Source organism: Candidatus Methylarchaceae archaeon HK02M2 (genome assembly GCA_024256165.1).
Classification (GTDB): domain Archaea; phylum Thermoproteota; class Nitrososphaeria; order Nitrososphaerales; family JACAEJ01; genus HK02M2.
In genome coordinates, this window is record JAKLZG010000015.1 from 1 (window position 1) to 25849 (window position 25849).

At 35.9% G+C, this 25849-nt stretch carries 23 protein-coding genes and 1 tRNA gene; 12 read left to right on the plus strand and 12 right to left on the minus strand.

The features are described from left to right. Positions 1-60: 60 nt before the first annotated feature. The 3 genes from L6N96_01010 to L6N96_01020 form a co-directional block, all read right to left on the minus strand. Positions 61-1149 (minus strand): mechanosensitive ion channel, encoded by a 1089-nt coding sequence (locus L6N96_01010; protein MCP8322746.1) that lies wholly within the window; start codon positions 1147-1149, stop codon positions 61-63. Positions 1150-1261: 112 nt separating this feature from the next. Continuing rightward, positions 1262-1483, minus strand: a complete 222-nt coding sequence (locus L6N96_01015; GenBank protein ID MCP8322747.1) for a hypothetical protein — start codon at positions 1481-1483, stop codon at positions 1262-1264. Between the two features lie 43 nt (positions 1484-1526). Then, entirely contained in the window at positions 1527-2138 is a 612-nt protein-coding gene (locus L6N96_01020; protein MCP8322748.1) for a MarC family protein, read from the minus strand. Positions 2139-2585: 447 nt separating this feature from the next. Between L6N96_01020 and L6N96_01025 the strand changes: the two genes are divergently transcribed. Both L6N96_01025 and L6N96_01030 read left to right on the plus strand, forming a co-directional pair. Continuing rightward, on the plus strand, positions 2586-3305 hold the full coding sequence (locus L6N96_01025; GenBank protein ID MCP8322749.1) for a hypothetical protein: 720 nt from the start codon (positions 2586-2588) through the stop codon (positions 3303-3305). A 158-nt stretch (positions 3306-3463) separates the two neighbouring features. Further along, positions 3464-4360, plus strand: coding sequence for a universal stress protein (locus L6N96_01030; GenBank protein MCP8322750.1), 897 nt, complete (start codon positions 3464-3466; stop codon positions 4358-4360). Between the two features lie 72 nt (positions 4361-4432). Here L6N96_01030 and corA read toward each other — a convergent pair whose 3' ends face one another. Further along, the gene (gene corA / locus L6N96_01035; protein MCP8322751.1) at positions 4433-5497 is read right to left on the minus strand and encodes a magnesium/cobalt transporter CorA; all 1065 of its coding nucleotides are present in this window, start codon (positions 5495-5497) and stop codon (positions 4433-4435) included. Between the two features lie 157 nt (positions 5498-5654). Further along, entirely contained in the window at positions 5655-7349 is a 1695-nt protein-coding gene (gene ade / locus L6N96_01040; GenBank protein MCP8322752.1) for an adenine deaminase, read from the minus strand. 75 nt (positions 7350-7424) lie between these two features. Between ade and L6N96_01045 the strand changes: the two genes are divergently transcribed. The 3 genes from L6N96_01045 (at position 7425) to L6N96_01055 (ending at position 11235) form a co-directional block, all read left to right on the plus strand. Continuing rightward, on the plus strand, positions 7425-7976 hold the full coding sequence (locus L6N96_01045; protein MCP8322753.1) for a phosphoribosyltransferase: 552 nt from the start codon (positions 7425-7427) through the stop codon (positions 7974-7976). A 113-nt stretch (positions 7977-8089) separates the two neighbouring features. Beyond that, the gene (locus L6N96_01050) at positions 8090-9046 is read left to right on the plus strand and encodes a deoxyhypusine synthase (protein ID MCP8322754.1); all 957 of its coding nucleotides are present in this window, start codon (positions 8090-8092) and stop codon (positions 9044-9046) included. A 107-nt stretch (positions 9047-9153) separates the two neighbouring features. Continuing rightward, positions 9154-11235, plus strand: coding sequence for a sodium-translocating pyrophosphatase (locus L6N96_01055; protein ID MCP8322755.1), 2082 nt, complete (start codon positions 9154-9156; stop codon positions 11233-11235). Positions 11236-11279: 44 nt separating this feature from the next. On the opposite strand, the gene L6N96_01060 is transcribed toward L6N96_01055, so the two are convergent. Then, the gene (locus tag L6N96_01060) at positions 11280-11882 is read right to left on the minus strand and encodes a hypothetical protein (protein ID MCP8322756.1); all 603 of its coding nucleotides are present in this window, start codon (positions 11880-11882) and stop codon (positions 11280-11282) included. A 310-nt stretch (positions 11883-12192) separates the two neighbouring features. Between L6N96_01060 and L6N96_01065 the strand changes: the two genes are divergently transcribed. Continuing rightward, the gene (locus tag L6N96_01065; GenBank protein ID MCP8322757.1) at positions 12193-12450 is read left to right on the plus strand and encodes a DUF211 domain-containing protein; all 258 of its coding nucleotides are present in this window, start codon (positions 12193-12195) and stop codon (positions 12448-12450) included. 110 nt (positions 12451-12560) lie between these two features. Here L6N96_01065 and L6N96_01070 read toward each other — a convergent pair whose 3' ends face one another. Further along, the gene (locus L6N96_01070) at positions 12561-13775 is read right to left on the minus strand and encodes a redox-regulated ATPase YchF (protein MCP8322758.1); all 1215 of its coding nucleotides are present in this window, start codon (positions 13773-13775) and stop codon (positions 12561-12563) included. A 70-nt stretch (positions 13776-13845) separates the two neighbouring features. Between L6N96_01070 and L6N96_01075 the strand changes: the two genes are divergently transcribed. Continuing rightward, the gene (locus tag L6N96_01075; GenBank protein MCP8322759.1) at positions 13846-14802 is read left to right on the plus strand and encodes an MBL fold metallo-hydrolase; all 957 of its coding nucleotides are present in this window, start codon (positions 13846-13848) and stop codon (positions 14800-14802) included. Positions 14803-14831: 29 nt separating this feature from the next. Here the strand turns inward: L6N96_01075 and L6N96_01080 are convergent, their stop codons facing one another. From L6N96_01080 to L6N96_01090, 3 genes are all read right to left on the minus strand, one after another. Then, positions 14832-15791: a flippase-like domain-containing protein gene (locus L6N96_01080; GenBank protein ID MCP8322760.1), complete on the minus strand. Its 960-nt coding sequence runs from the start codon at positions 15789-15791 to the stop codon at positions 14832-14834. A 116-nt stretch (positions 15792-15907) separates the two neighbouring features. Next, positions 15908-16558 (minus strand): Snf7 family protein, encoded by a 651-nt coding sequence (locus L6N96_01085; protein ID MCP8322761.1) that lies wholly within the window; start codon positions 16556-16558, stop codon positions 15908-15910. A 329-nt stretch (positions 16559-16887) separates the two neighbouring features. Beyond that, on the minus strand, positions 16888-18531 hold the full coding sequence (locus tag L6N96_01090) for a BtrH N-terminal domain-containing protein (GenBank protein ID MCP8322762.1): 1644 nt from the start codon (positions 18529-18531) through the stop codon (positions 16888-16890). A gap of 99 nt (positions 18532-18630) precedes the next feature. Here L6N96_01090 and L6N96_01095 point away from each other — a divergent pair, with 99 nt between their 5' ends. Beyond that, the gene (locus L6N96_01095; GenBank protein MCP8322763.1) at positions 18631-19386 is read left to right on the plus strand and encodes a hypothetical protein; all 756 of its coding nucleotides are present in this window, start codon (positions 18631-18633) and stop codon (positions 19384-19386) included. Positions 19387-19407: 21 nt separating this feature from the next. Here L6N96_01095 and ileS read toward each other — a convergent pair whose 3' ends face one another. Then, a complete protein-coding gene (gene ileS, locus L6N96_01100; GenBank protein ID MCP8322764.1) occupies positions 19408-22620 on the minus strand; it encodes an isoleucine--tRNA ligase in 3213 nt (1070 codons plus the stop codon). Between the two features lie 260 nt (positions 22621-22880). On the opposite strand from ileS, the gene L6N96_01105 reads away from it, so the two are divergent. The 4 genes from L6N96_01105 to L6N96_01120 all read left to right on the plus strand — a co-directional run bounded on the left by L6N96_01105 (position 22881) and on the right by L6N96_01120 (position 24720). Continuing rightward, positions 22881-22990: transfer RNA gene (locus L6N96_01105), tRNA-Gly, on the plus strand. A gap of 219 nt (positions 22991-23209) precedes the next feature. Continuing rightward, positions 23210-23782, plus strand: a complete 573-nt coding sequence (locus L6N96_01110) for a hypothetical protein (GenBank protein MCP8322765.1) — start codon at positions 23210-23212, stop codon at positions 23780-23782. A gap of 54 nt (positions 23783-23836) precedes the next feature. Next, positions 23837-24334: a ParB/RepB/Spo0J family partition protein gene (locus tag L6N96_01115; GenBank protein MCP8322766.1), complete on the plus strand. Its 498-nt coding sequence runs from the start codon at positions 23837-23839 to the stop codon at positions 24332-24334. A gap of 71 nt (positions 24335-24405) precedes the next feature. After that, positions 24406-24720 (plus strand): hypothetical protein, encoded by a 315-nt coding sequence (locus tag L6N96_01120; GenBank protein ID MCP8322767.1) that lies wholly within the window; start codon positions 24406-24408, stop codon positions 24718-24720. Positions 24721-24826: 106 nt separating this feature from the next. On the opposite strand, the gene L6N96_01125 is transcribed toward L6N96_01120, so the two are convergent. Further along, on the minus strand, positions 24827-25558 hold the full coding sequence (locus L6N96_01125; GenBank protein MCP8322768.1) for a nucleotidyltransferase family protein: 732 nt from the start codon (positions 25556-25558) through the stop codon (positions 24827-24829). Positions 25559-25849 lie beyond the last annotated feature (291 nt).

Below are 25849 nucleotides of genomic sequence, written 5' to 3' on the forward strand. Positions count from 1 at the left end.
TAGATTCACAATCTACAATCTAACTTTAATTAATCAGTAAAATATTCTGTTATATATTTACTACAGATTCTTTTCTACTCCCGTTATGTAACGAGCAGGGCAGCAGATTCTTATCCCTTCTTTATCGAAGCGTTTTTTGATCGATCTGCGTAAATCACAAGCTGTTCCGAAAGCTGTTCCTTGGTCTTTTCCTTTAAACAACAACCTCAACGATATGGCTCCCTCATCAAAATTTAATACTGAAAATGATGGCTCAAATTCGGGCAGGACATCAGAGTGATTCTTCGCCTCTTCGATCATTATATCTGCTACTTTTTCTAGATCAGTGTCATAGGGAACGCCCATTGTAATGCTGTAAAGCTTTTTAGGGTCTTTAAGTGTGTAATTTATTATAACCTCATTATCTAAAACAGAGTTCGGTATAATCATCCTACGGTTGTCCCAAATCCTGATAACAGTATGGCGTAAAGTAATCTCTTCTACAAATCCATACTCCCCTTTAATCATTATCGCATCCCCTAAACGAACAGGTTGTGTGATATTGATATTGATCCCTGATAAGAAGTTTCCAATTACTTTCTGAGCGCCGAGACCTATCACGATGGCAAGGAAACCAGCACCCACGAGCAGTCCCCAAAGTGCGCCGACCAAACCTGGGAATATCAATGATAAAATGGTAACAGAACCGAATAAATAGATCATATACATGATAATTCGGCGGATCAGTCTAAACGAAGTTCCTCTCTCAGGATTTTCAAGTATAATTTTCTGAATACGACTGCTAATATAATTATTTACGATTAAGCTTATTACCGATATAGCGATCAAGACACTCATTACAGAAATCAATACATCCATATTCAAAGAAATCCAGACAGGTAGAGTTTCAGGATACCTAGCTTCCCAATATCCTAAAGCTGATATTATTCCAAAGAGTATTATGAATATCGTTAAAGGACCTTTTGTTATCATAATCGCATAGTCATCGATTCTTGTATCTGTTTTTTCAGCCATTCTTTTCACATATCTGTTTATTATAGCTACTGAAGAAATAGCTATAACAAAAGAGCCCAGAAGAATTGCTACTGTAATAATAATATCAAGACCAATAGATAAGTTAAAACTTGACAAAATTCTCGATGCATCCATTTTTTCTACACCATGTCATAAGCCAGACTTTAATAAACTTCATCATAAAACTGTTTACTAAGAACCAGAATAATAACTAGTCTGGAAACAAGAGAATTTTATTTGTTTTAGATTATCCTTTTCTTTCTAATGCTGAGCCTATAAGTGCTCCCAAAGTTATCAATCCAGCAGTTAGAGTAGCCCAATTTCCATCTATTGTATAACCTATCAAGTCTGTGCTCATCTTTATGATGAAGAGCATTAATGCGAAATATACTATTCCCAGCAATATGAGCATTAAGGAAGCAACGAGGGTTACGATAAGAGCCTTTAGACCAGAAGATATAGTATACATATTTAATTATGAAGCACATTTATTGGTTTAAATATTTTTTCATTTACAGAAAGGGTAGGATAACATCCATTATTCCATTTATTATAAACTGTACAGCGATTGCTAAAATTATTATGGATAATAGTCTAGCAATAACACGTAATCCTTCCCTAGATACGAGTTTTATTATTCGGTAAGAGTACTTCATTCCTAGATATGATAATAGCACCCCAACAATAATTCCTATGAAGATAAAAGATCCAAGTAAAAGGTTGTTTGCTTCAGAAGTGAGAAGTATCACAGTTGTAATCGTACCTGCACCTGCTGTAAGGGGAAAAGTAAGTGGGACTATGGCAAAGTCTTCAAGTTCGTCAGGTGAGTATTCGCGTTTCTTCGAAGATAGCATCCCAAGTGCAAGGACGATCATCAATATGCCACCTGCTATTTTGAAAGAGGCGATTGTTATATTAAATATAGTAAAAAGAAGTTGTCCAGTCAAAGCGAAAAAAGATAGTACGAAAAAAGAGATCGTTACCGATCTGACTATGATTTTATGCCTTTCTTCTGCTTTCATATCTTTTGTCAAAACAGTATAAACTGCTAAAGTACTGGCTGGATTCATAATCGATACAATAGACGTGATTGACAAAACTAAAAATTCTAATTCCCCAGCCATAATAATAGATAACTCTCCTAGACATATTTATACGATGTTTTAAAAAATCTGCTGAAATATGATAGTGATTATATATTGAGAAAAAAGTGAGTTATCTGATTATTTTACTTTGAATTTGACTAATTTTTCTTCTTTGCCATAATGATTCACCTCAGTTATGGCTACTCACTAATTCTCAGTCTTAGTCTTCTTCGTAATCTTCTTCCTCTTCTTCCTCTTCTTCCTCTTCGTAGTCTTCTTCGTAATCTAGGTAATTCATTCTATTTCCCCTTGTGCAATAAAAAAAGTATCAGTTAATAGAACTTTTTAATATTTCAAAATATTAAAAAAAAATATCCATTCCTAGGATCATATTCAAAGAGTAGAAATTTAACTTCATATAAGATTAAACTTAAGAGCTATCTTTTTCTGTTATACAAACATGTCAAGGGTTGTCTGATATTGAAAATGGATTGGTTAAATAAAGGGAGCACTAGGCTTTCTGTTATAAGACTTATCTCTATGATGAAACACTTCTATACTTTTAAAGAGCTTGAAGAGTTGTTAGGCATACCATACCAGAGGCTTTGGCGCTATATAGCCTTACAAGCAGTTCCGGAAAAGAACACTATAGAAAAGATCATACAAAATATTAGAAGTAAAAAGTTGATAGAGAAATTATTAAAACAATTGATGGGTGAAACCGAAAGGGGATTCAAAATATGGAAAGCTGTTAAGAAAATAGGGTTCCTAGAACTAATAGGCTTCATGGCTACAAACATGCTGAAAAATGAAGCTATTGATTTTGATGTAATCGTATCTTTTCCAGATGAGTACTCTGCAACTATAGCTACAATAATAGCTGAATATCTTGATTCGAATTTATGTATAGCTTCAAAGAATCCTTCTACCAAAGATGTAATAGCAGAAACATACACCTCTCGTTTAACTTACAACCTTGAGTTACTTGCCATTCCGCGAGGTTGTATTGAGAAGAAAAAAGGTGTCTTACTCGTTACATTCGAGATAAACGATTTAAACGTCTTCCATGCTGCTTTAAGACTGGTTGAGAGATCGTTGGCTGTACCTCGAAAAGTTTTAGCAATTACAGTTAACAAGGAAGTTTTAGAACAGTTAAAAAGTGAGAGCGAATATAAGGAGAATATGATTTTAATTATTCATAATTGACAATATCGTTTAGTGGATAATTGAGAGGATGGAACATTATCCTTTAATACAATTCCCATCTAGAAAGCAAATTTATGCGTCAACATACGGTAAAAATTAATTAACTAGCAATCAATTAACAAGCAATCCCACTAGAATGTTCGAAAAGATGAAGTCCTATGGAAGAAAAAGATCTTTTAAGAAAAGTTCTTGTCCCAGTAGATGGATCTGAATCAAGTCTTCTGGCTTTACAGACAACGAGAACGATTGCTAAAAAGACTGGAGCAACTGTAACTATTTTACATGTCATACGTGCCATGGAGGAATATTATAGAATCTTATACGCAGCTCAAGGGCTGGCATACGATATTCCTCGTAATGTAATAATGGAGATCATAAAATTTACCGAAAAAGAATCGAATAAGATTGTAAACGATGCACAGGCTTTGTTGAGTGAAGAAGAGATAATAGCAGACATAAAAATACTTAGAGATATCGATCCTGCTGATAGTATCTTAGAGTTCTCAAAGAAAGATCATTACGATCTAATCGTCATGGGAGCCCGTGGGAAAAACGAGAAGGAACCTTATGCTTTGGGAAGCGTAACCAAGAAAGTCATCAGACACACTACGTGTCCAATACTTTTCACTAAAAGAGATTGCGATCTATCCAATCTACTTATATGCATCGATGGCTCTGAGTACTCGATTAAAGCACTAAATTATGTTGTTAAATTTTCTGAAGGGATTGGTTCAAAAATCACTTTACTTTATGTTCAAGAACCCCGATTGCATACTTCATCACCAAAAGTAGCTCAGGAGTTAAGTGAACGTATTTTTTCAAGGGCTTCAGGTGCCATTGAAAGAAGAGGCCTGGAATTTGATAAGAAAGTTGAGTTCGGAGTCATATCAGATAGCATCATCGAGTTTGCTGAAAAGTGGAATTATGACTTGATTGTTTTAGGGAGCAGAGGGCTAGGAACTGCTAAGCGATTCTTGCTCGGAAGTGTAAGTGATGTGGTAAGCCATAAAGCTAAATGTTCAGTTTTAATATTTCCAGCTAAACGTGAAACTTGACTATCGGATTCGATCGAGAAGTTATTTCTCTTTATAAAAGCTTAGTTTGTGCTTTTATAAAATTCATAAAAATTATAGCCATTTCTTCCTTCTGAAATAAATCAGCATTAAAAATCCAATACCAAACATTACAAGCAAGACTGTTGGGTAACCCCAATTTAATTCTAGTTCTGGCATAAATTTGAAATTCATACCATAAATTCCCGCTATCAAAGTCAAAGGAATAAATATCGTAGCAATGATCGTCAATACCTTCATAACTTCGTTCATTCTATTACTTATACTTGAGAGATACATATCAAGCATACCTGAAAGCATATCTCTGAATGTCTCTACTGTATCGATAACCTGAATTGTATGATCGTAAACGTCTCTAAGGTAAATCCCTGTGGTCTCCCTGATAAGTGGCGATTCTCCTCTTTCTAGACGACTGATTACCTCCCTTAAGGGCCAGACAGACTTGCGTAAAAATATCATCTCTCTTTTTAATGTATGAATAGCTTGCACGGTTTCTTGGCTGGGATTTGTCACCAACTCATCTTCTATGTCTTCTATCCTTTCACCAAGTTTCTCCAAGATAATGAAGTAATTATCAACAATATTATCTATAAGAGCGTAAGTAAGATAATCGGCACCCATCTTTCTAATACGTCCTTTCCCATTTCTAATTCTATTTCTGATAGGGTCGAATACATCTCCCTCGCTCTCTTGGAATGAAAAGACTAAATTTGAGCTAAGAATCAAACTGATTTGCTCTGATCTGATCTCATTCTTTTTTTCATCATAATTAAGCATTTTTAATACAATAAAGAGGTAATTCTCAAAATCCTCTATTTTTGGTCTTTGTCCTGTATTCATAATGTCTTCTAAAACAAGTAGATGAAGGTCAAAATGCTTTCCGATTTTTTCTATAATCTCCACTTGGTGAATACCATCTACATTTATCCATGTTACAGTTGGCGTATCTTTAAAGGGGAAACATTCCTCAACTGTTTTTACTTCTTTTTCTTGAATTTGGGCTACATCATAGCCGATGATCGAAATTCTTGCTTTTTCAACCTTCTTTTCTCCAATATGGATAAGAGTTCCTGGCGGTCTACCAACTTTCTTTGATCTTTTTTTAATTATTCTAGACATTTTAATTCACGTTGAATAGTAAATATACAGAAAAAAGTATAGTAAATCCACTTTATTACAAAAAATAATAATTCATATAAATATTTTATCTGATTCTCTATATCATTTCTGATTCTCTACAATGAATTTATAAGAAAATGATATTTGTATAATTACCTTACTTATTTATAATCAATGGAACAAAATCGAATTTATTTACATCAACCAGTCCAAAGTCTGTTATCTTTAACTCTGGGATCACAGGCAGTGCTAAGAATGAAAGGGTCATAAAAGGTGAGTTTAAGCTACAACCTAGTTTTGCCACTTCTTCATGAAGATTATTTAAGTTTACTACGATGTCTTCAGCATTCCATGTAGACATAAGACCAGCAACAGGCAGGGGTAGCTTCTCAAGAATTTTTTCATCATTTACAGCAATGAACCCCCCTCCCATCTGCTTCAACTTATTTACTGCTACACACATATCCTGATCATCTGTTCCTACTACGATTATGTTATGAGAATCATGAGATACACTTGAGGCAATGGCACCTTCTTTAAGACCAAAACCTTTTACAAAACCCTTTCCAATTCTTCCACTGTCTTTATGCCTCTCTGCCACACAGATTTTTATCACATCACTATCAGGGTCTGAATAGAGATGTTTCCGCTCTACCTTCAAATCGTGCTCTAATCCTTTAGTATATATCTGATCTTCGATAGCACCTATAACTCTAACAGTAACATTTTTCTTTTTACCATAAGTTATAGCCAAGTCATCAGGATGGATTTCCTTTAGGTTCATAGTCTCCCTAATGGATTTTTTGATAGAGACTTCTTTGTCTTTTATCAAGTATCTGCCCTCCCTCGCAACTATCTTGCCATCTATCATGACGAGTTCTGCACTGAAATCTTTAAGATCGTTCACTACTACGATATCTGCACTCTTCCCTGGAGAAACACCTCCCAAATGCCTGAGACAGTAATATTCAGCAGGGTTTAAGGTCACCATTCTAATTGCGTCGATCGGATTTACCCCCTCGCGAACAGCTTTTCTTAAATTATGGTCGACATCCCCCTCCACCAATAAATCTCCGGCATCTTTATCATCGGTAACTAACATAAAATGCCTTGAATTCTCTTTAGATACAATCTTTACAAGCTCAGTAAGATTTCTTTCTGCGGTACCTTCCCTTATCATGATCCACATTCCAAGGGATAATTTTTCCAAAGCTTCTTCCTTCGTCGTACATTCATGATCTGAGAATATTCCAGCAGAGATATACGTGCAAAGATCTCTACCTCTGAGCATAGGAGCATGGCCATCGATGACCATATCTTTACAAGTATTGATCTTTTCAAGATCTTTTTCTTTCTTGTTGATTATACCTGGGAAGTCCATGAATTCACCCAGTCCGATTATCCGCTTAAATCTACTAAGTTTCTTGATTTCATCTATGCCAATTTCAGCACCCGAAGTTTCAAGGTGTGTTGCTGGGACACAGGAAGGTATCATAAAATAGGCCTTCAAAGGAGCTCTTCTAGAATCGCTTAACATGAATTTCATGCCATCTATGCCCTTGACATTTGCTATTTCATGAGCGTCTGCTATAACACAAGTAGTGCCTCTAGGTACAACGATTCTTGCAAACTGGCTGGGAATCATCAAGGAGCTTTCTATATGCATGTGGGCATTGATGAAACCTGGCAGGATATACTTAGATCCTAGTTCTATCCTCTCTTTTGATCTTATTGGATCGCTACCTACATATGTAATGATCTTGTCTTTAATTCCTACGTAAGACTCCGATATCATACCTGTATATACATTGACCAAGTTTCCATGTAAAATGATGTTGACATCAAGTTCCAATATATCTAACCCATAAAGTTTATCACCACTTGATAATAAATCAATCGTGTGGAGAACGATAAAACAGAGTTCATTATGCCAAGTCTGAAAGAAATTGATGAAATGCTTTTGGAACTCGCCAAGAAGATAAAAGAGAGTAAATTTGAGCCAGACATTCTTATAGGTATATCAAGAGGGGGGCTCATACCAGCAGCGGTTCTATCAGATAGGCTAAATGTAGAAAGTGAGATAGTAGGTGTAGAATATTACAGTGGTGTTAAAGAGACAAAGAAAAGGCCAGAGATCACTCAGCAGATACTATCTGATCTTGACGGGAAGAAAGTTTTGATAGTCGACGACGTAGCAGATATGGGCCATAGTCTTCAGTTAGTTAAGGATTATATAAAAAAGAAAGGAGTGAAGGAGATGAGAGTCTGCACTCTCCATTACAAACCATGGTCTATAGTCAAGCCTGAATATTTTTTAAAAGAGACGGAAGCATGGATAATATATCCTTGGGAAATAAAAGAGACAGTCATCGATCTTATTAAAAAGTTGAAAGAAAGGGGATTAACAGAATCCGAAGCCAAGGTATTAATACAGAAAAAAGGAGTTCCAAAGAAAGTTATTGATAATTTTCTAGGTTAATGAACCTATCTTATATTGTCAATTAGATCAGAGTAATAATAAAATAATGATATCTGAAATAAGACTACATAAGACAGAAATATCTGAAATAAGACAGCAATATAAATTGGAGCATGGTAAAGATGAAACTATCAGATCTGAGAGCTGTCCAAGATATTGAACTCAATAAGCCTTTTTCACCAAGTAAGATTATAGATGAGATGAGAAAAGCAGGAGGGTTTGTAGGTAAGAACCTAGCAGAGGGTGTTGAGATACTTGTTGATATGATTAAGGATGAATCATGTAAAAATTTTTTAAGTTTTCCCGCAGCCCCTGTAGCTACAGGATTAAGAGGCATCCTGAGAGACCTTGTAAAGTTGAACTTATTCGATCTTATAATAACAACTTGTGGAACATTGGATCATGATCTTGCACGCACATGGGGTGATTACTACGAAGGAAGTTTTGATCTAGATGATAAAATGTTACATGAAGAAGGTTATCATAGACTCGGTAATATTATCGTTCCTCGTGAAGTTTATGGACCGATGTTAGAGGAAAAGCTTCAACCATTCTTCAATGGATTGTATAAGGAAGGAATAAGGGAGTTGTCATCAGTAGAACTCAGCAAGAGACTCGGAGAATATGTGAACGATAAACGTTCCATCCTTTATTGGGCATGGAAAAACGGTATACCTGTTGTCATACCAGGATTGTCTGATGGTGCAGTTGGAAGTCAGATTTGGCTTTTTTCACAGGTTCATAGAGACTTCAAGATAGATATTCTAAAAGATGAAGAACTTCTTTCTGAAATTATATTCGATGCAAAGTCAACTGGAGCCTTGATAATAGGTGGAGGCATATCAAAACATCATGTACTATGGTGGAATCAATTCAGAGGAGGACTCGATTATGCAGTTTACATTACCACTGCTGTCGAATACGATGGTAGCCTAAGTGGTGCTCAGACTAAGGAAGCAATTTCATGGGGCAAGGTAAATACGAGAGCTAGACAAGTTACGATACACGGAGAGGCAACAGCATTGCTTCCTTTGATCGTGGCTGGTCTTATCGAGAAGGTTGATCTCTAGATTCAAGTCAGATTTAATTCATATCTTAAGACCGGTACATGATAATTCAGTTAAATTTAAGAATGGAGTCATGATGGAGATAGCCGTATTGGAGGATAATAGTGTAAATGTTGTATAATCCATTAGAATTATTGGCACCTATAGCAGGTATCGTTGCCCTTCTATTTGCCATATACTTAGCATGGTATGTAAATCGTTTTAAAGTCGAAAATCCAAAGATGGAGGAATTACAGAAGGCAATAAGAGATGGATCAAAGGCCTACCTTAAGAGACAGTACAAGACGATATCGGTTATATCGATCATAATCACTATCCTTCTATTTTTTGCCTTTGACTTTCCAAATCATCAAGGAATTCCATTCATATCTTTCGCTTTTCTTATTGGAGCTGGGTTCTCTTTACTTGCAGGGTATGTAGGAATGGATGTAGCTACTCGAGCAAATGCGAAAGTGGCTTATTCAGTGAGATACGGTCTTGATATTCCACTGAAATTAGCTTACTATGGCGGCCTTGTCATGGGTCTATTCAATGTAGGACTAAGTCTTCTAGCAGTGACCGGTCTCTTCTATCTTTACGGCAGTCCAGAGTTGATAGTGAGTCTGGGGTTCGGAGCTAGCCTATCGGCTTTATTCGCCCAACTTGGAGGAGGAATTTATACAAAGGCTGCCGATGTAGGAGCTGATATCGTCGGCAAGATTGAGGCTGGGATTCCCGAAGACGACCCTAGAAATCCTGCAGTCATAGCCGATAATGTCGGTGACAATGTAGGAGATATCGCAGGTAGGGGTGCTGACCTATTTGAGTCTATGACTGCTGAAAACATAGGTGCCATGCTTGTAGGCTTATCTCTATTTGTTGTTACTGGCAACTTCTTCTTTGTTGTATTTCCCCTATTAGTTAGGGCGGTAGGTATCTTTGGTACGATCCTAGGTGTACCCTTCATCAGAGCTCGCAATTTCAAGGACCCCATGATACCTATGAGAAATGGAATGATAGCCACTACCCTTATTGTTGTCTTAGGGCTCTACTTTCTTGTATCAAATACGATACTTAGTATCAATCTATACTTAGCAGCCCTTACAGGGGTCTTGATGAGCATCCTCATCTTCTTAATAACAGATTACTATACCTCGAAAAAATACAGACCAGTTAAAGAGATCGCCAGTTCTTCTACAACAGGACCTGCAGTCAATATCATCAGCGGTTTCTCAGTCTCATTGGAGAGTACTGCCTTACCTGTAATAGCTATAGTCATAACTATCCTCATAGGATACTATCTTGGCGGGCTTTTCAGTCTTGAAGTTGGAGGCATATCTTGGCATGAAGGTGGAGTATATGGCACAGCCGTGGCCACTATGGGGATGCTTTCAGTAGCTGGTATGATTCTTGGCATGGATGGATTTGGGCCTATTGTCGATAACGCTGCAGGCTTAGCAGAGATGTCTGGTGCAGAGAAAGAGACGAGAGATAGGATGGATGCTTTCGATGCTGCTGGCAATACTACAAAAGCTCTTACAAAAGGCTATGCTTTAGGTTCAGCAGGTTTGGCTGCTCTCTTACTCTTTCAAGCTTATCTGACGGACTATGCACGTGTTATAGGTATACCCTCAACCGAGGTAATCGTCGATATTGTTCAGCCCGAGATAATTGGAGCTTTATTCATTGGTGGCCTTCTCCCGTTTATCTTCAGTGCATACGCCATTAAGGCTGTAGGTAAGGCTGCGTTCAAGGTCGTTGAAGAAGTAAGAAGGCAGTTCAGAGAGATACCAGGTCTGATGGAGGGAAAAGCTAAACCAGATTACTCTAAATGTGTAGACATCAGTACATTATGGGCTCAAAGAGAGATGATAATCCCTGGCATTATGCCTGTTGTAGTACCTTTGATAGTTGGCTTCATTTTGGGACCTGTAGCTGTCGGGGCATTTCTCATAAGTGCGACTGTAAGTGGTACGCTACTCGCATTTTTAATGAATACTGGGGGGGCTTCATGGGACAATGCAAAGAAACTTGTAGAAGCAGGTGCCTTTGGTGGTAAAGGATCGGAAGCCCACAAAGCAGCAGTAGTAGGAGATACTTTTGGAGATCCATTGAAGGATTGTGCAGGGCCTTCGTTACATGTACTTGTAAAGCTGATAAATACGATATCTTTAACCTTCGTACTGCTCTTTGTCCTGTATTCGATAGTATAATTATAACACATATTGAATAGTGTTATAGAAGATAGGTAAATGCTTTAAAAGGCCAGTCCAAGAATTAATAGGAAAAACAAGGTGATAACGCCAGTCATAACCATCAAAGCCCCTTGTAAGAGCATATTTGACTTTGATATCCTGCTAAGGAATAAACCTAATGCAAATAAGGTCGCCATATTAAGTGCTATCGCTGCTATGAATGCACTACCTATTGGTATCATTCCATAGAAAGAGAAAACGAATGGTAATAAGGTAATAAAGGCTGTTAGAATAGGTGATAAGGCATCGACGACAGCTACCCATAGGATAGCCACCTTCGATGCTCTATCTATTATCGAGTTCTTTAATTCTGTGAACATAGCCTGCTCAAGTTCCCTCATACCCCTGACTCGCTCAGCCCTCTCTGCAAGGAAAGCGCCCCACGCACCCGAAATTCCCATGGCAATGCTTGCTCCGAATCCTGCACTCAGAATTATTTTTGAATCGATCCCTCCTGCAATGTAAGCTCCGATTATTACTCCCAATGTAGTTAATGTTCCATCAAACCCATTTAATAAAAAATATCTCCGTGCAATTTCGTTTGCTCCTGCGATTGTAAGGTATTTTTTTAATTTTGAGAGGGTCTGATTTTGAATACTTACCATACCTCCTCATTTGGGACTTGTATCAAGACTTCCAATTTTATACAATAATATATTTCAAATGTTATATAAATCAATTTTGTAAAACATCATATTTGCCTTTATCTTTAAAGGTCAATACTTACTTGAAATGATATTTAATCAATCTGAAACATAATATTCAGATTAAGCTCATTCGTTTTCAAATCTCTAAAAATACCAAACCATTCAATTCTAGTTTATTCACTTTTTAACATATCCAGTAAAACCATTAATTTATATATACAACTCCATTAGGGTACGATAGCAAGGTATGACAGTTCATATAAAAAGAATGGTTATAGATTCGCTAAAACCTCGTGAGACTACAATTTTAGATCTATCTACGGCTCTATGTGAAGTTGAGGGAGTTGAAGAAGTGGATATAACTGTCACTGAAGTCGACGTAAAGACTGAGACCATAAAATTGACGATAAAGGGCACGAATGTAGCTCATGAAGAACTGACTAAAGTCATGACTGAACATGGGACTATCGTAAGAAGTTTGGATGAAATCTTCGTTACTCGAGTTAAAGAGAGCCAAGATGAATAAAATCAATATTATCATATTAATTACATATCATAATAATCAGGTCAATATTGAAACATAGTTCCGTCTATTCAGATAAATGATAAGTTGATTATGTGGTCACATCAAGATCATTATTTCTTCTTAGAAGTAGAGACTATCGAGAGAACATCTCTATCCTTAATCACATAATCTGAGGGTAATCTCAAACCACTTCTAGCATCTAAAGCATAGAGTAGACCTCTTGCAAGGTCTGAATGAACTTCTTTAGCGAGTTCAGATACGGTTGATCCGGAGGGTAGTAAGAAGACATCAGGGAGTATATTACCATGTTTGTCTGATAACTTTTTAGCATCATAAACGGGATATACGCTATTCATCTTAAGTAATTTGAATACTGCAACATTTATTGCGAATTGCACACCAGTTCTCATATACTCTCCTAATACAGCCTTTCGAATAAATCTTAGAGCCCACTTCTGCCTATCAGTAAGAGCTGAGCGATTAAGAATCTCGAACCTCTCCTCACCAGGAACATATTTGATGAAACCTTTTTGCTCAGCTCTTCTCAATGTCAATTCAGCTTCAGCACTGGCAGGCACTATGATCATATCTGAATATTCATCTTGGATACGTTTAAAATTCTCGGCTGAAGTTGGGAGATCCATTTTATTTGCAAGTATCAACGTTGGTTTGGAGATGTCCCTTAACACCCATGCAAAATTTTTAGTAGCTTCCTCAGACCATTTTTCAAAATCTTTAGCCTCGAGTTTAGTCTCCAATAAAGTTGTTTTTACATGACTCTCTTTCACACCTATTCCCCTTAGCACTTCGACCATTGCTGTAGGCAAATCGATTCCAGATTTCATCAACTTATAGATTCTACTCTTGTTCCTTTCAATCAATTTAAGATACCACATCACAAGCTCTTCTTCTATGTCTCCAATATCTGCAAGAGGATCACCTGTTCCTGGCTCAGTAATTCTACCCCCAGCATCTATACCACCAGAAGTATCAACTATATGTAAAAGAGCATCTGATTGAGCTGCTATAGATAAGAACTGGTTACCCAAACCCTTCCCTGTCCAAGCACCTTTTATCAATCCTGGAAGGTCAATCAACTCGATAGGTATAAATCGCCAACCTTCGATGCAGATAGAGTTCTTTGGGTTATCATCAACTTTAAACTCCTTATGTACACATAAAGTAACAGCATTGCCTGTCCCTAAATTAGGTGATTTAGTAGTAAAGGGATAAGTTGATACTTCAGCGGATCGAAGTGTAGCTGAATTAAAGAACGTTGTCTTACCAGTGTTTGTTTTACCGATTAGCCCTATTTTGATAGGCATATCTAAAAACCAATAACTCTTTATCAAAGATAGTTTAAAAATATACCCCCTTACACTGAGTTGGGGGATTTTGGGTAATAAAATTTCTATAAAGAGTAAAAACGGCATACTCATTGATTATAACAATATGAAGATAGCTTTAGATCCCCATAAGGCATCTGATGCAGATGTAGTGTTCGTATCCCACGCACATATCGACCATATGCATTCTCCGAAGAGAGGAACTCAAGTTTTAGCATCAAATGAGACTGCTTTTCTCGCAAGAGAGAGAGGGTTTGACCTTAGAGAAACGAAACGAGAATTAGATGGTTTTCAACTTATAGATTCTGGACACATTCTAGGTTCACGTGGATTATTAATCGATGGAGATATCTTTTATACTGGAGATTTTATTACGAGACCTCGAGCCTTTCTAAGTAAATGTCATAGTGTTCAATGTGAAACATTGATAATTGAATGCACTTATGGTAAAGACTACTTCCATTTCCCTCCTTTAGATAGAATAGTTGATGAAGTCAATAAGCTAATATCTCATCTTTTCTCACAAGGGATACCAGTTGTATTGATGGGCTACCCTTTAGGTAAAGCGCAGATTTTATCTTACCTTTTTTCAAGCTGGGATCCCATCTATGTACATGAATCTGTGCAAAAGATGAATCATGCTTGTATCAGAATGGGGGTAAATCTTCGTGATTTCATCTCTTACCAAAAAGCACTCGAAAGGGATCTATTAAGAAAGAAACCATGGATTTTGATTTCTCCTATGTACAATCGTTGGATTATGAGATGGTTAAAGAAAAATTATAATGCAGTCAATATAGCATTCAGTGGCTGGAGTATAACGCCCAGATACAAATACTCAATGTCGTACGATTACGCTTTCCCTCTAAGTGATCATTGTGATTTTGATGAACTGGTCAAATTCATCGAAAAATGTAAACCAACAAAAATTTATACGGTTCATGGTTTTTCTTCTGAGTTTGCGGCATATTTGACCAGGATCGGGTATGATGCGTCTCCTATTTGAGTTTCTTATTATATAAAAAAAGTGTAACTTTAAGATTGTGTAGACTTCATCTTCATCACTTTCTCAAAAGAAAGACCCATCGATGCTACTCCTATCGATCCCGTTGTTATTATGAACATATTGCTCAATATGTGGCTGACGATTGCGGTTGTAAATATTAAATTAATATTTGATAAGCCTAGTCCGATGAAAATAGCCATCCAAAAAGCCTCATAAGTGCCCAAGTATCCTGGTGGGGCAGGAAAGATGAATGATAACTGAACTAGCATACTTCCAAGAAGAATGATAGTTATAGGAACTTCGTAATTAAAAGCTTTGAATATCAAGAAAGTTGATAAAGAAGCCATACTCCATATTACAAGAGTTGAAATTAAAGTGAAGAGTAGTGTTGAAGAGTTTTGGCTCAAACCTTTTGCCCCATTAATTATTGATTTTGAAAAACTAATGATTTTATCTTGCCATTTATGTGGCAACTTTGGAATTGCATAGATAATTTTTTTAATAAGATCAAGTAAAAAAATATCGTATCTAGTCCCAAGCATCAAACCCACTATGGCTATCACCACAAATATACCTACAATTTTAAGAGAATCTACAAACCAATAAGGCATGTTTATTTCTTCAGGGATCAAGAATATCCCTATCACACCCAATAATGTTATGCCAAAAAGATCTAACACTCTTTCAACAACAACTGATGACAAGGTTCCAAAGAAACCTGTCTTCTCTTTACCATCCATTGCAAAAGCTCTTACAAATTCTCCACCTAGACGTAGTGGGATGAGAACATTTACCATAAATCCAACCATGGTTATCCAGAAAGTACTAGACAACTTAACATACTTCTTAACAGGAGTTAGAAGTATTCGCCAGCGCCATGCTCTGAGTAGGAAGAATGGCACCATTAATAAAAGGTAATAAGCAAGCCAAATAGGGGATGACCCTATAATAGCTTCATAAAGTTGCTCAATATCAATCTGCAAGATCATAAAAATCAGAAGGATGAAACCCAAGAATAAGGATAAAATGGTTTTTAGCTTCAAAGCCTTTCCGACCTTAGTATATATAACTTATAAATATAAGGGTTCTATCAGATTAACATCTATTAAAAATCTTCAGCAACATTAGACATAGATCTTTTTTCTAATTTAGGTAACTTAGGGAAATCATCTCTCATATTATGTTCCGCCACAGCCGATGCTTCTGCTAAGATCTTTTCAGCATCCTCATTTGCAACCTCAAAATTTAGAGTAATCCCTTCTAGTCGACCTGCATTCATGACTACATCACTCAGCACACTACTGATTTCTCTTATCTCATATTCTGTTTCTGGTATTACTCTAGCCAACCCTGAACGGACTTTACCAATGCCACTTACAACTGGTGCTAAAATTACTACTAAATCGCCAGTATTTTGGATTGTATTCAATCGAAGTGTTATCTGCTCGAGGAGCATCTTTGTTTGGCTCACTAACTTAGCAGTTCTCCTTACTTCTGTAATCTCGTTTAAGAGAGCATTACGCATCTTTAGATCATGTTTCTTGACTGCCGTAACCATCTTTTCGAATATAAATGAATCTCTTGCTCTAAGTTTTACCAACATCATATCAAGTTTCTTTATTTGAATCTTAATCTTGCGTTCAGCTTCCTTAACTCTAATTTTCAACGGTTCTGCTGGTTTTATTGCCTCCTTCAATTTTTCACGGCGACTCTCTAATTCATCTTTGACCCATTTTTTAGAGAAATTCACCGTCAACTTTCACCTTACTATTATTTCATTACATAATAATATCTCGCAATTACTTACTAGCTATTATGAAAAGTGTTTGACCTAATACTCAACTTTGTCAAACTATAACAAATGTTTACCGATATACTGGTATCCCCGCAGCTTGTCATTTAATTAGGTAAACAGGCTTCCAAATAGACTTATAATATATGCTTTACCTTTAAGTAGATTCAAATGTGTTAAATTTGGTTTTTTAACACATTATTTAACGATTTTTTTAACTAATAACTTAACGACTATTTAACGAATCTATAAAGTGAGTTTTAGACATAGGGGGATTCTTGCCAAATATAGAATTACTTTAGATAATTGTAATGGTATAATAACAATATATAAAAAATGATCACTGAGATTAAAATAGCCGCTAATATATAGATCCGAGTATAACTTATGAGTTGAGAATAATCATTTCTCCATTCAGCGACCACTGTATGATGATCATCCATAACTATCGTAGCTTTGGGAGTTGTTGCATTTGAGTCTCCACTCCAGTTTGTGAATATCTGTTTGACGATAAATCCTACTGGAGTTTCAATTGAAAAAGTCACGTTTGTTCCAGGGTCATACCACCCTGAGCCTTTTGGAGAATCATAAGCTGAGGAAACTGTAAGTTGATATGGGAACATTTCGATGGCACTCTTTAAATGGGAGGACACAGTACTCAAATTTGAACTTAAAGCAAAAAGATTATGCTCAATTGAGTCTACAGCTGAACTAATATTGGCTCCATCTTCTAATGCTTTGGCGAAGCTATTAAAGGTCTGATCGATAATAGTGTTTTTAGATCTCTCAACAACGAGAGGGTAAGGATTATTTAGAAGATAATCATCTGTTAGGGGATCAAGAGAGGAAATTGCAGAGTTTAGTTCAGCTACAGTATCTCCTTTATAATTGGGTAAAGAATTCAAGATTTTAGCAAGATCTGTTGCGCTATAGTTAAGTAATTGCTTTGACAAAGAAACAACATACACTACTCCTGATGGAAGGGATTTAACAACTGTAATTAGTGAAGTAATATCATCACCAAGATAATTTAGCCAAGAAGTCATCATAATCTTGAAGTTTTCAGGTTGCATATCATAAGCGAAATCCCTATAAAACTCATAACCAAGAGACCAACCAAAACTAGGATTATAAATAGAGGGATATATGCCAGTTAAATTCAATGCTGGAGAGAGTTTATCACGAGCTCTTTCTATGGTCGCAGATATCAAATCTTTTCCCTCACTGATTCGGGAAAGAGTAAATGCTATAAAATATCTATTTTCCCAAGCCTCTTTAAAGGTTGCTAAAGGAACCCAATATACTCCTTCTCCATTACTAGGATGAGGGTGCTCATCCCATATCCCTATACCAGGATCGATTATCTTAACATTAGTTTCGTTGTACCCTATAGCAACAACTCCATGAGAAGCACCTGTTATACTAAAAAATCGATAAATATCGTACTGTTCGGGTGGAAGAACTGCTGGATCAACGCTAAGTAATACAGGATCACTTGAATCTATCTTGGAAGTAAGTAGGTTCCATGCATCATCCCAGCTACTCAGAGTTTGGTTCTTCACTCCCGGATATGGTGTCACTTCGAACTGAGAATAATAGGTTAATTCGAAACCTAAAGCATCGACAAGGGCCTTATAATCCTCGATTTGACTTTGATAATCGAATGCGGAAAGACTGAAAAACCAATTAGGGTCTGACCGAATATACATCATACCCCATCCAGCACCAGATAAATCTAAAACACGATCTAAGTCGACATCCACCCCATAATATTTGAGGATACTTGTTAATGAGGCGGAACCGCATAATCCATCAAGCCTTTGCCAAACGTAAGGTACTCCTTCAATCATTGAACTTTTAGTTGAAACCTTTGGCGCAAGTGGGATAAAGGAAGCAAGTAAAATCAAAAGTATCAAGAATAATTTAACTTGTCTCAAATTTCTTTCATTCAGAAGATCGATAAAAGTTCGCATATAAACATTTGTAAAAACCTCAAAAATTTAAGAGTAAGTCATAATTATAATCGGTGGACAGGTTTGGAGAAGAAGTTAGTCTTCATATCGGCTCTTTTAGTAATTTCTTTAGCTACAAACTTATTCTTGTCGGAGTATATATTATTTGAGCATGAAAAACTGATTGAAACTTGTCCAACTCAAAAAGTAGTCCCATCACCTATTAAAATAATTAAAGCTCCAGCAGTAACTGATGATGGCGAAGGAGTAATTATTGAGATTAGCGTAAAAATTCTTGAAGGAGATGGTCAAATATTGGTTAACACAGAACCTTTAACAGGAGTTAGTTTTCAAGAATCTGCCAGAACTGCAGTTCAAGTTACCTCAGAATTATTAAGTGTAGACTTTTCCGATGCTAACGTAATTTTTACCGTTACTACAATAGATGCTACAGTTGTCGATGGACCAAGTGCAGGTGCCAGTATGACGACTTTAGTCTATTCTGCAATCACTGGTTCAATAGTAAATCAAAGCATTATGATGACAGGGACTATTGAGATAGATGGTTCAATTGGTAAGGTCGGAAGCATAATGGAAAAAATAGAAGCAAGCTCGGAAATTGGTGTCAAAACGTTCTTGGTTCCTCAAGGTCAGACAGTACAAACAAATTGGATCAAGAGAGAAGAAATTATCGATTTTTGGATATTCAAATTCGTAAGGGTCTTTTATGAACCTGAAACTATTGATTTTGTAGAATATGCTTGGGAAAATTATTCAATAAAGCTAATCGAAGTTGGAAGCATAGATCAAATTCTAAATTTAGCCTTAATAAAAACATAGTATACTTCCATTATCTTAAAATTATTCCACCGATATCTTTATTCTTCTACCGTCTATCTCTACATCGACCCAATTCACACCCTCATAAGGTTTTTCCGATATATGAACGTTTTTAACCCTTACTAAAAATGTTAGATCAGAAGATCTTGATATTATCTGCTTTTTTAGTTCAGGATCTAAACATACCACGTAAGCACCTTCGATAATATCTGTTGGATTGTAACCTCTTTCTTTTCTGAGGTTTTGCATCCTCCGGGCTAGGTCTCTTATCACCCCCTTAATAATTAAGTCACTATCTCTTTCAACATCCAATGAAATAATGAGACCATCCTTCTCAAGGACTATATATTTTTCATCTGAAGTATAAGATATGCTTAACTCATCTTTCATTAACTTGAAATCTTCGTTATCTATTCTCTTCATTATGAAACCCTTATCATTTAATTGATTGTAAATCTCGAGAGGATCGCTAGCTTTAAGAAGACTTGATAAAATGGACATTCTATTTTTCAGCTTCGGTCCTAGAGCGGCGTATTTTGGTTGAATATTTAAAATAATCTTTGCCTTATTTAAACTTGAAGTTAAAAGCATCTCTTTAACATTGATCTGATCTCTAAGGATTTCCTTATGCTTTTCGACCTTAGAAATTTTTTCTTTTGGTATTACAAAAACAGCTTTTCTTAAAGGCCACCTCCTCTTTAATCGTCCTTTCATCCTTGCAGTATTGGATAAAGATATGAGGTTTGCAAGCAATTCGAACTCTAACTCAAGTTCTTTATCTACAAAATCTAGATTCGATCTAGGCCAACTTTCAAGCAGTATTGTTGGCTTCTGTCTCATACTCTTAGCATAAAGAGTTTGATATAAAAACTCAGTCAAGTAAGGAGAGATAGGGTGAAATAAAACATCCAAAGTTATTAGAACTTTTTCAAGGGTAGCATATATTGCAAGTCTCCTGTTTAAAGTTTCTTTACTATCATCCCATATTTCACTTCTTGTCATAGGTATATATCTTTGGCTCAAGATTTCTATTACAAAATTTTCTATTTCTTTTGCAGATTCATTATATCTACAATTTTTATAACCGTTAGATACATTAGCGATTAGATTTTGAAGATTTGAAAGAAGCCAAAGTTCGTGAGGTTTCAATAATTTATTCTTGAGAGCCCAATCTAATGTATTATCTGCTTGATTATAACCGTCATACGAACTGTTTTGTTGGAAATAGATGTGCATATAATATAGAGTACTAAGAACTTGATATGGTCTTGAGTCCATCTCACTTATGCTGAAATTAAGTGTATCTAATGGGCTATTTCTCCAGATCAAGTAGAATCTAAGGACGTCAACTGAGCTTGATTTCAATATATCTAGTGCGTCTATAACATTACCTAAACTCTTACTCATTTTTCTTCCTTTCTCATCTAAAACATGACCCGTGAATAGGAAAGCTTTGTAAGGTGCTTCTGCCCTCTCAGTTAGAATGATATGTTCTATAAGTAATGTATAAGCCCATCCTCTAGTCTGGTCTATACCTTCTGTCAAGAACTCGACTGGCACTAAGTCTTTATACTCTTTATCAGTGAAGGAGGCATAAGGAGATGCCCCACTATTATGCCACGTATCAAGGACGAAGGGTTCACGATAAGCTTTACTACCACAATCTGGACATTCTAATAAAATTTTATCCAACCATGGGCGATGCAGTTCAAAATTCCGACCATAGGGGAGTTCTAATGCCTTATTAACTATCTCCTCTCTGCTGAAAGCTGGTATCTTTTTTTTACATCCTTCACATACCCAAATTGGTAATGGTGCACCCCATATTCTCTCCCTAGATATACACCAAGGAACTTTCTCATTTATTATGTCAATAAAGCGGTTTTTCGGAGGATTGTAATAATATTTGATACCTTCGGCAGCACGAATTGCAAGATCTTCGAGCTTGTCCACCCAATAAAAGTATTCTCTTCTAGCAATCCAGACCAATTTATGCTGTGAGCGCCAACATGTCGGATATTCATGGCTTATTTTATTGACTTTTAAGATCATCTCTCTTTCTTTGAGCAGATCGATAACCTTTTCATCGGCATCACGTAGGTACATTCCATCGAATACTCCAGCTTCATGTGTAAAATAAGCTCTATCATCAATAGGATTGAAGACTGGCATATTTCTTTTAATGGAAGCATGAAAATCTTCCTCTCCATTTGCAGGAGAGAGGTGTACTAGACCTGAGCCTGTATCTACATCTACAAAATCTTCAGCAATTATTGTATGAACATAACTTTCTTTATCCAATATCAGTTGCTTAGGTATTAAATCCATCAATGGATGGAGATACTTTTTCCCTTCTAACTTGTAGCCCTTTATGACTTTTAAAACTTCATAGTCAGATATACCCAATTCATCCATAAGAGAAACTAGCCTTTTCTCACCTACTATCCAAATTTCGTTACCTACCTTTACATATGTATAGTTGGCATCTGGTTTGACAGCCACCATTTGATCTGTTACTATAGTGAAAGGCATAGTCGTCCAAAGTATAAGGTAAGCATCTTCCTCACTAAGCTTCATCTTAAAGTGTAGAGATGGATCAACAACTAATCTATAGCCTTGAACTACTTCACTATGACTTAGAGATGTCTGACAACTCGGGCAGTAAGCTACTACACGGTAGCCTTCTCCTAATAGACCTTTCTTCCATGCTTTTTCGAGATATTTCCATTCTCTCTCTATATAATCATCTTTAAATGTCCAATATGCTTTATCATAATCCATAGACATACCTAAGAGTTCATCAGATTCCCGCCATAATTTGTAATACTTGTTGATTAGATCTTTACATGCTCTAATTATCGCTTCCTCGCCAACAGCTTTTATATTTTCAGCCTTATTCCCCATTAATCCCAATTCTTTTTCAGCTTGAAGCTCGACTGGTAAGCCTTGAGTATCCCAACCAGCCCTGAAGACAACATTAAATCCTTTTAAAACCAATTGCCTGTACCATAAATCCTTAATTATCCTTCCTCTAATATGACCTATATGTGGCTCACCATTTAGGGTTGGTGGACCTTCAACATAGCCTACATGAGGTTTATCTTTCAATTGCTCAGCCACTATCTTCTTTATATTTTCTTTCTGCCAGTATGTTCTTACTTTATCTTCAATATACTTCGGTTTATAAAGAGGAGATAAAAATTCTTGAAAATATTTTAATGATTGATCGATCAAAGCCTTTCCTCAACTTTAGGATTCAAAGGTCTTATTAAAGAGAGTTTCTTTTTCAGAATCAATAGAAAATTTGGCAGTCAGCTATCATCGTAGGCACCTAAATTACTTAAAAAATATGATCCTATAAGCTTTATTATAATTCGCCTCAATACTTAGCTCAAAGGCCGTACACATGCATTTAAAGGGCGACTAATTTTACTTATCATTTGCTCTTAAAATCTAATGTAAATATATTAATACATTCCCAATATGTGTGATGTGCGGTCGTCGTCCAGTCTGGTTTAGGACATCATACCTTTAAGGTGTGGAAGCCCTCCAACTTTATGAAGGAGGCCAGCTGACAACCCGGGTTCAAATCCCGGCGACCGCATATTAGTAAAAAGTTCAATGCTCAATACTTTCATAAATGATATTTAATTATTATAAGATAGTAAAATGTCTCAATAACATTTTTGTTTCATAAAATTTACTTAACAACCCTTTAAAAAATGAGTAACTAATAGTACAACAATTCATTCTACACAACATTTTATCCCCCATAGTATAAAAGATACTTATATCTCACTTAATAGAAGAGGTAGTAATCAGAGTGGGAATTAAGGACAAGCTTGCAAATATCTCTTCAGGATCTATTATGATTGTGGAGTTTCCAGCTAAAGAGAACCAAAATAAGTTGATTGCTGAGTTTTTAAATTATAAGAAGAAAAGTAGCAGTTATGGCATATATGTGTCCTCTAATAGACCTTCCAAAAATCTGATCGAGAAAGTAAAAGAGTATGAATACGATCTTAAAAATGATATTGAGAAAGGGCGTATATGGATAATAGATCTGATCTCTAAAAATGTTGGTGACTCGGAACTAAATAATATTATCTATATTTCTTCTCCTTCAGAGCTCTCAGCAATGCAGATGGCTATAGAAAAAGCTTTGGCTTGGCTTAAAGGTAAAAATAAAGATAAACGAGGTTGGATTCTCTTCGACTCTATAGCGACCCTATTGCTTTATAACAGTCCTGACTCACTATTGAAGTATTTACATTTTGTTTTTGGAAAGCTTAGAGTTTTAGGTATAGATGCTATCATTTTTACTATAAATGAAGGAATTGATAAAAAGGTAATTTCAATGATTAGACAGCTTTGTGATATAATTATAACAGTATAAAAGGAATGAACTACTAAATAAGTAACTATCCCTCAAACCAAGAAGGTAAAATATTTGAGTGAAGTAAAGAAAATCTCACTAATAGACATAATTCCTTGTCCGTTAATTCCTGAAAAATTCGATTTAGGTGATATATCTGAAATTGTAAAAAAGATAGAAAACAAGGGTGATGTTGACCTTCCTTTAAAGGTAAGACTATCCAAAACCAAAAAAGGAAAATACGAACAAATATGGGGTAAGAAAAGGTATGAGGGTTCTTTGATAGCTGGAATAAAAGAGGTATCTTGTATTATCGAGGATATAGATGATAATGAGGTCTTTAAGCAAAGTTTAATCGAGCTAATGTATATTCTTAACCCAATCGAAGAAGCTGAAATCTTTAAAAGATGGAAAAAGCATTGCGGAATTACCTATATTGAGATAGCTCGTAAAATGGGAAAAGGTATAGACTATATTTATAAACGGATTAAATTACTAGATCTTCCAGAATTAGACAAAGATAGAATAAAAAGAAAATATAAAAGATGGAAAAAAAGCCAGTATTTGTATTAGTTCAAATTACAACAATGACATTTATTAGAAAAGTTGATAAATGATAAACACAGGGAGATAGAGATTTTCATTTGAAAAAAGAGTATGTCGTCGTTGAAATTGTTGCTGATCCGAGTGGAGGACCTTATGTACTCGTCTCATTATCCGACCCTAGGGAGTTAAGAGATTCTTCTCAATCAAGAGTTGGTATGCAAGCAATGACGTTTACATCTATAGAAGATCTAATGAAGAATTTACAGCGAAACCTCACAGGTTTATCGAGGCAGATGATGGGTAAATTCGTAACTACAATAAAATTGGATATGATAGAATATGAAGAATCGGGACTAAAGGTAGGAGATAAGGTCTATCTGGAAATTGCTAAAGTGGAAAAAGAAGGCGTTTAATAATAGATTAGAAAGGGAGTCGAGGATCTGTTTTCGCAAAATTAATTCTGACTTAAATAGAGACTATCTTGCCAGCTATTTATAGCTCATTAAGCCAGAATTATTTTTAAGTTAATAGATTAGAGAAAAACTTATCAGCTTTTTTGTATGATTCTAAATTTCCAATATCACACCAGTAACCTTCAAGGATATAGCCATAAACAGGCTCCTGCCTATGGAGCCACTCAATGAAAAGTCCCGGTTCATCTCTACCCAAGCCCTTTTCTAAATACTCTTTTAATCTTGGTAGCGTTCTTTTTGGGACAATGTAGATGCAAGTTCCTATGAGGGTTGTCTTGGGTATTTTAGGTTTCTCAATAAAGTCTATTATTCTATTATCAGCATCCAAATTTATAGTTGAGTATCGCTTTGCCAAATCTAAACTCTTCACATTATAAAGAGCGATGATTGGGGCCTTCTTCTTGTCAAAGGTTTGTATCATACCATCAAGATCAGATGTGAATAAATTATCTCCAGCCAATATTAAGCAATCATCGTCTACCTTTGATGTAATTTGAGCAAGGGCTTTCACTGCACCAAGCTTCTCTTCTTCAGATCGTGATTTTTCTACTAAAATCTCCACTGAATTATGATACATGCTTTGCCATTCTCTAAAATGAGGCTCAAACTTCAGATTTATGGATATAATTATTTGTTTAATGACTTCCAGCTCAACTAACTTCTCAACAATATATTCAATTATTGGTTTCTCAGCAACAGATAAGAGAGGCTTTGGTTTATCTTTAGTAAGTGGCCAGAGCCTTGTGGCATATCCTCCGCCAAGTATAATAGCAATCAAGGTTCGTCTAATCCTATTTTTAAGATACCTACAAATTGTTAGGTATATTTATTTTATTAATGTTAAAATAACTAAATCTATTTTAATAGTAATTCAAAATAGATCAAACTTTCAAAGAAAAAAATTATTCATCTTTTCAAGTCTTATCCATCAATACACTCTCAATCTCTATAATCTCCTTCTCGACTTCTTTCAAGTCTTTGATACTGTCTACAACCCTCCAGAAGCCATAGTATGGAAATGCTGATATTTCTCCATAATCGACGAGTCTTGGGAAGGTTTCTCTTTCGA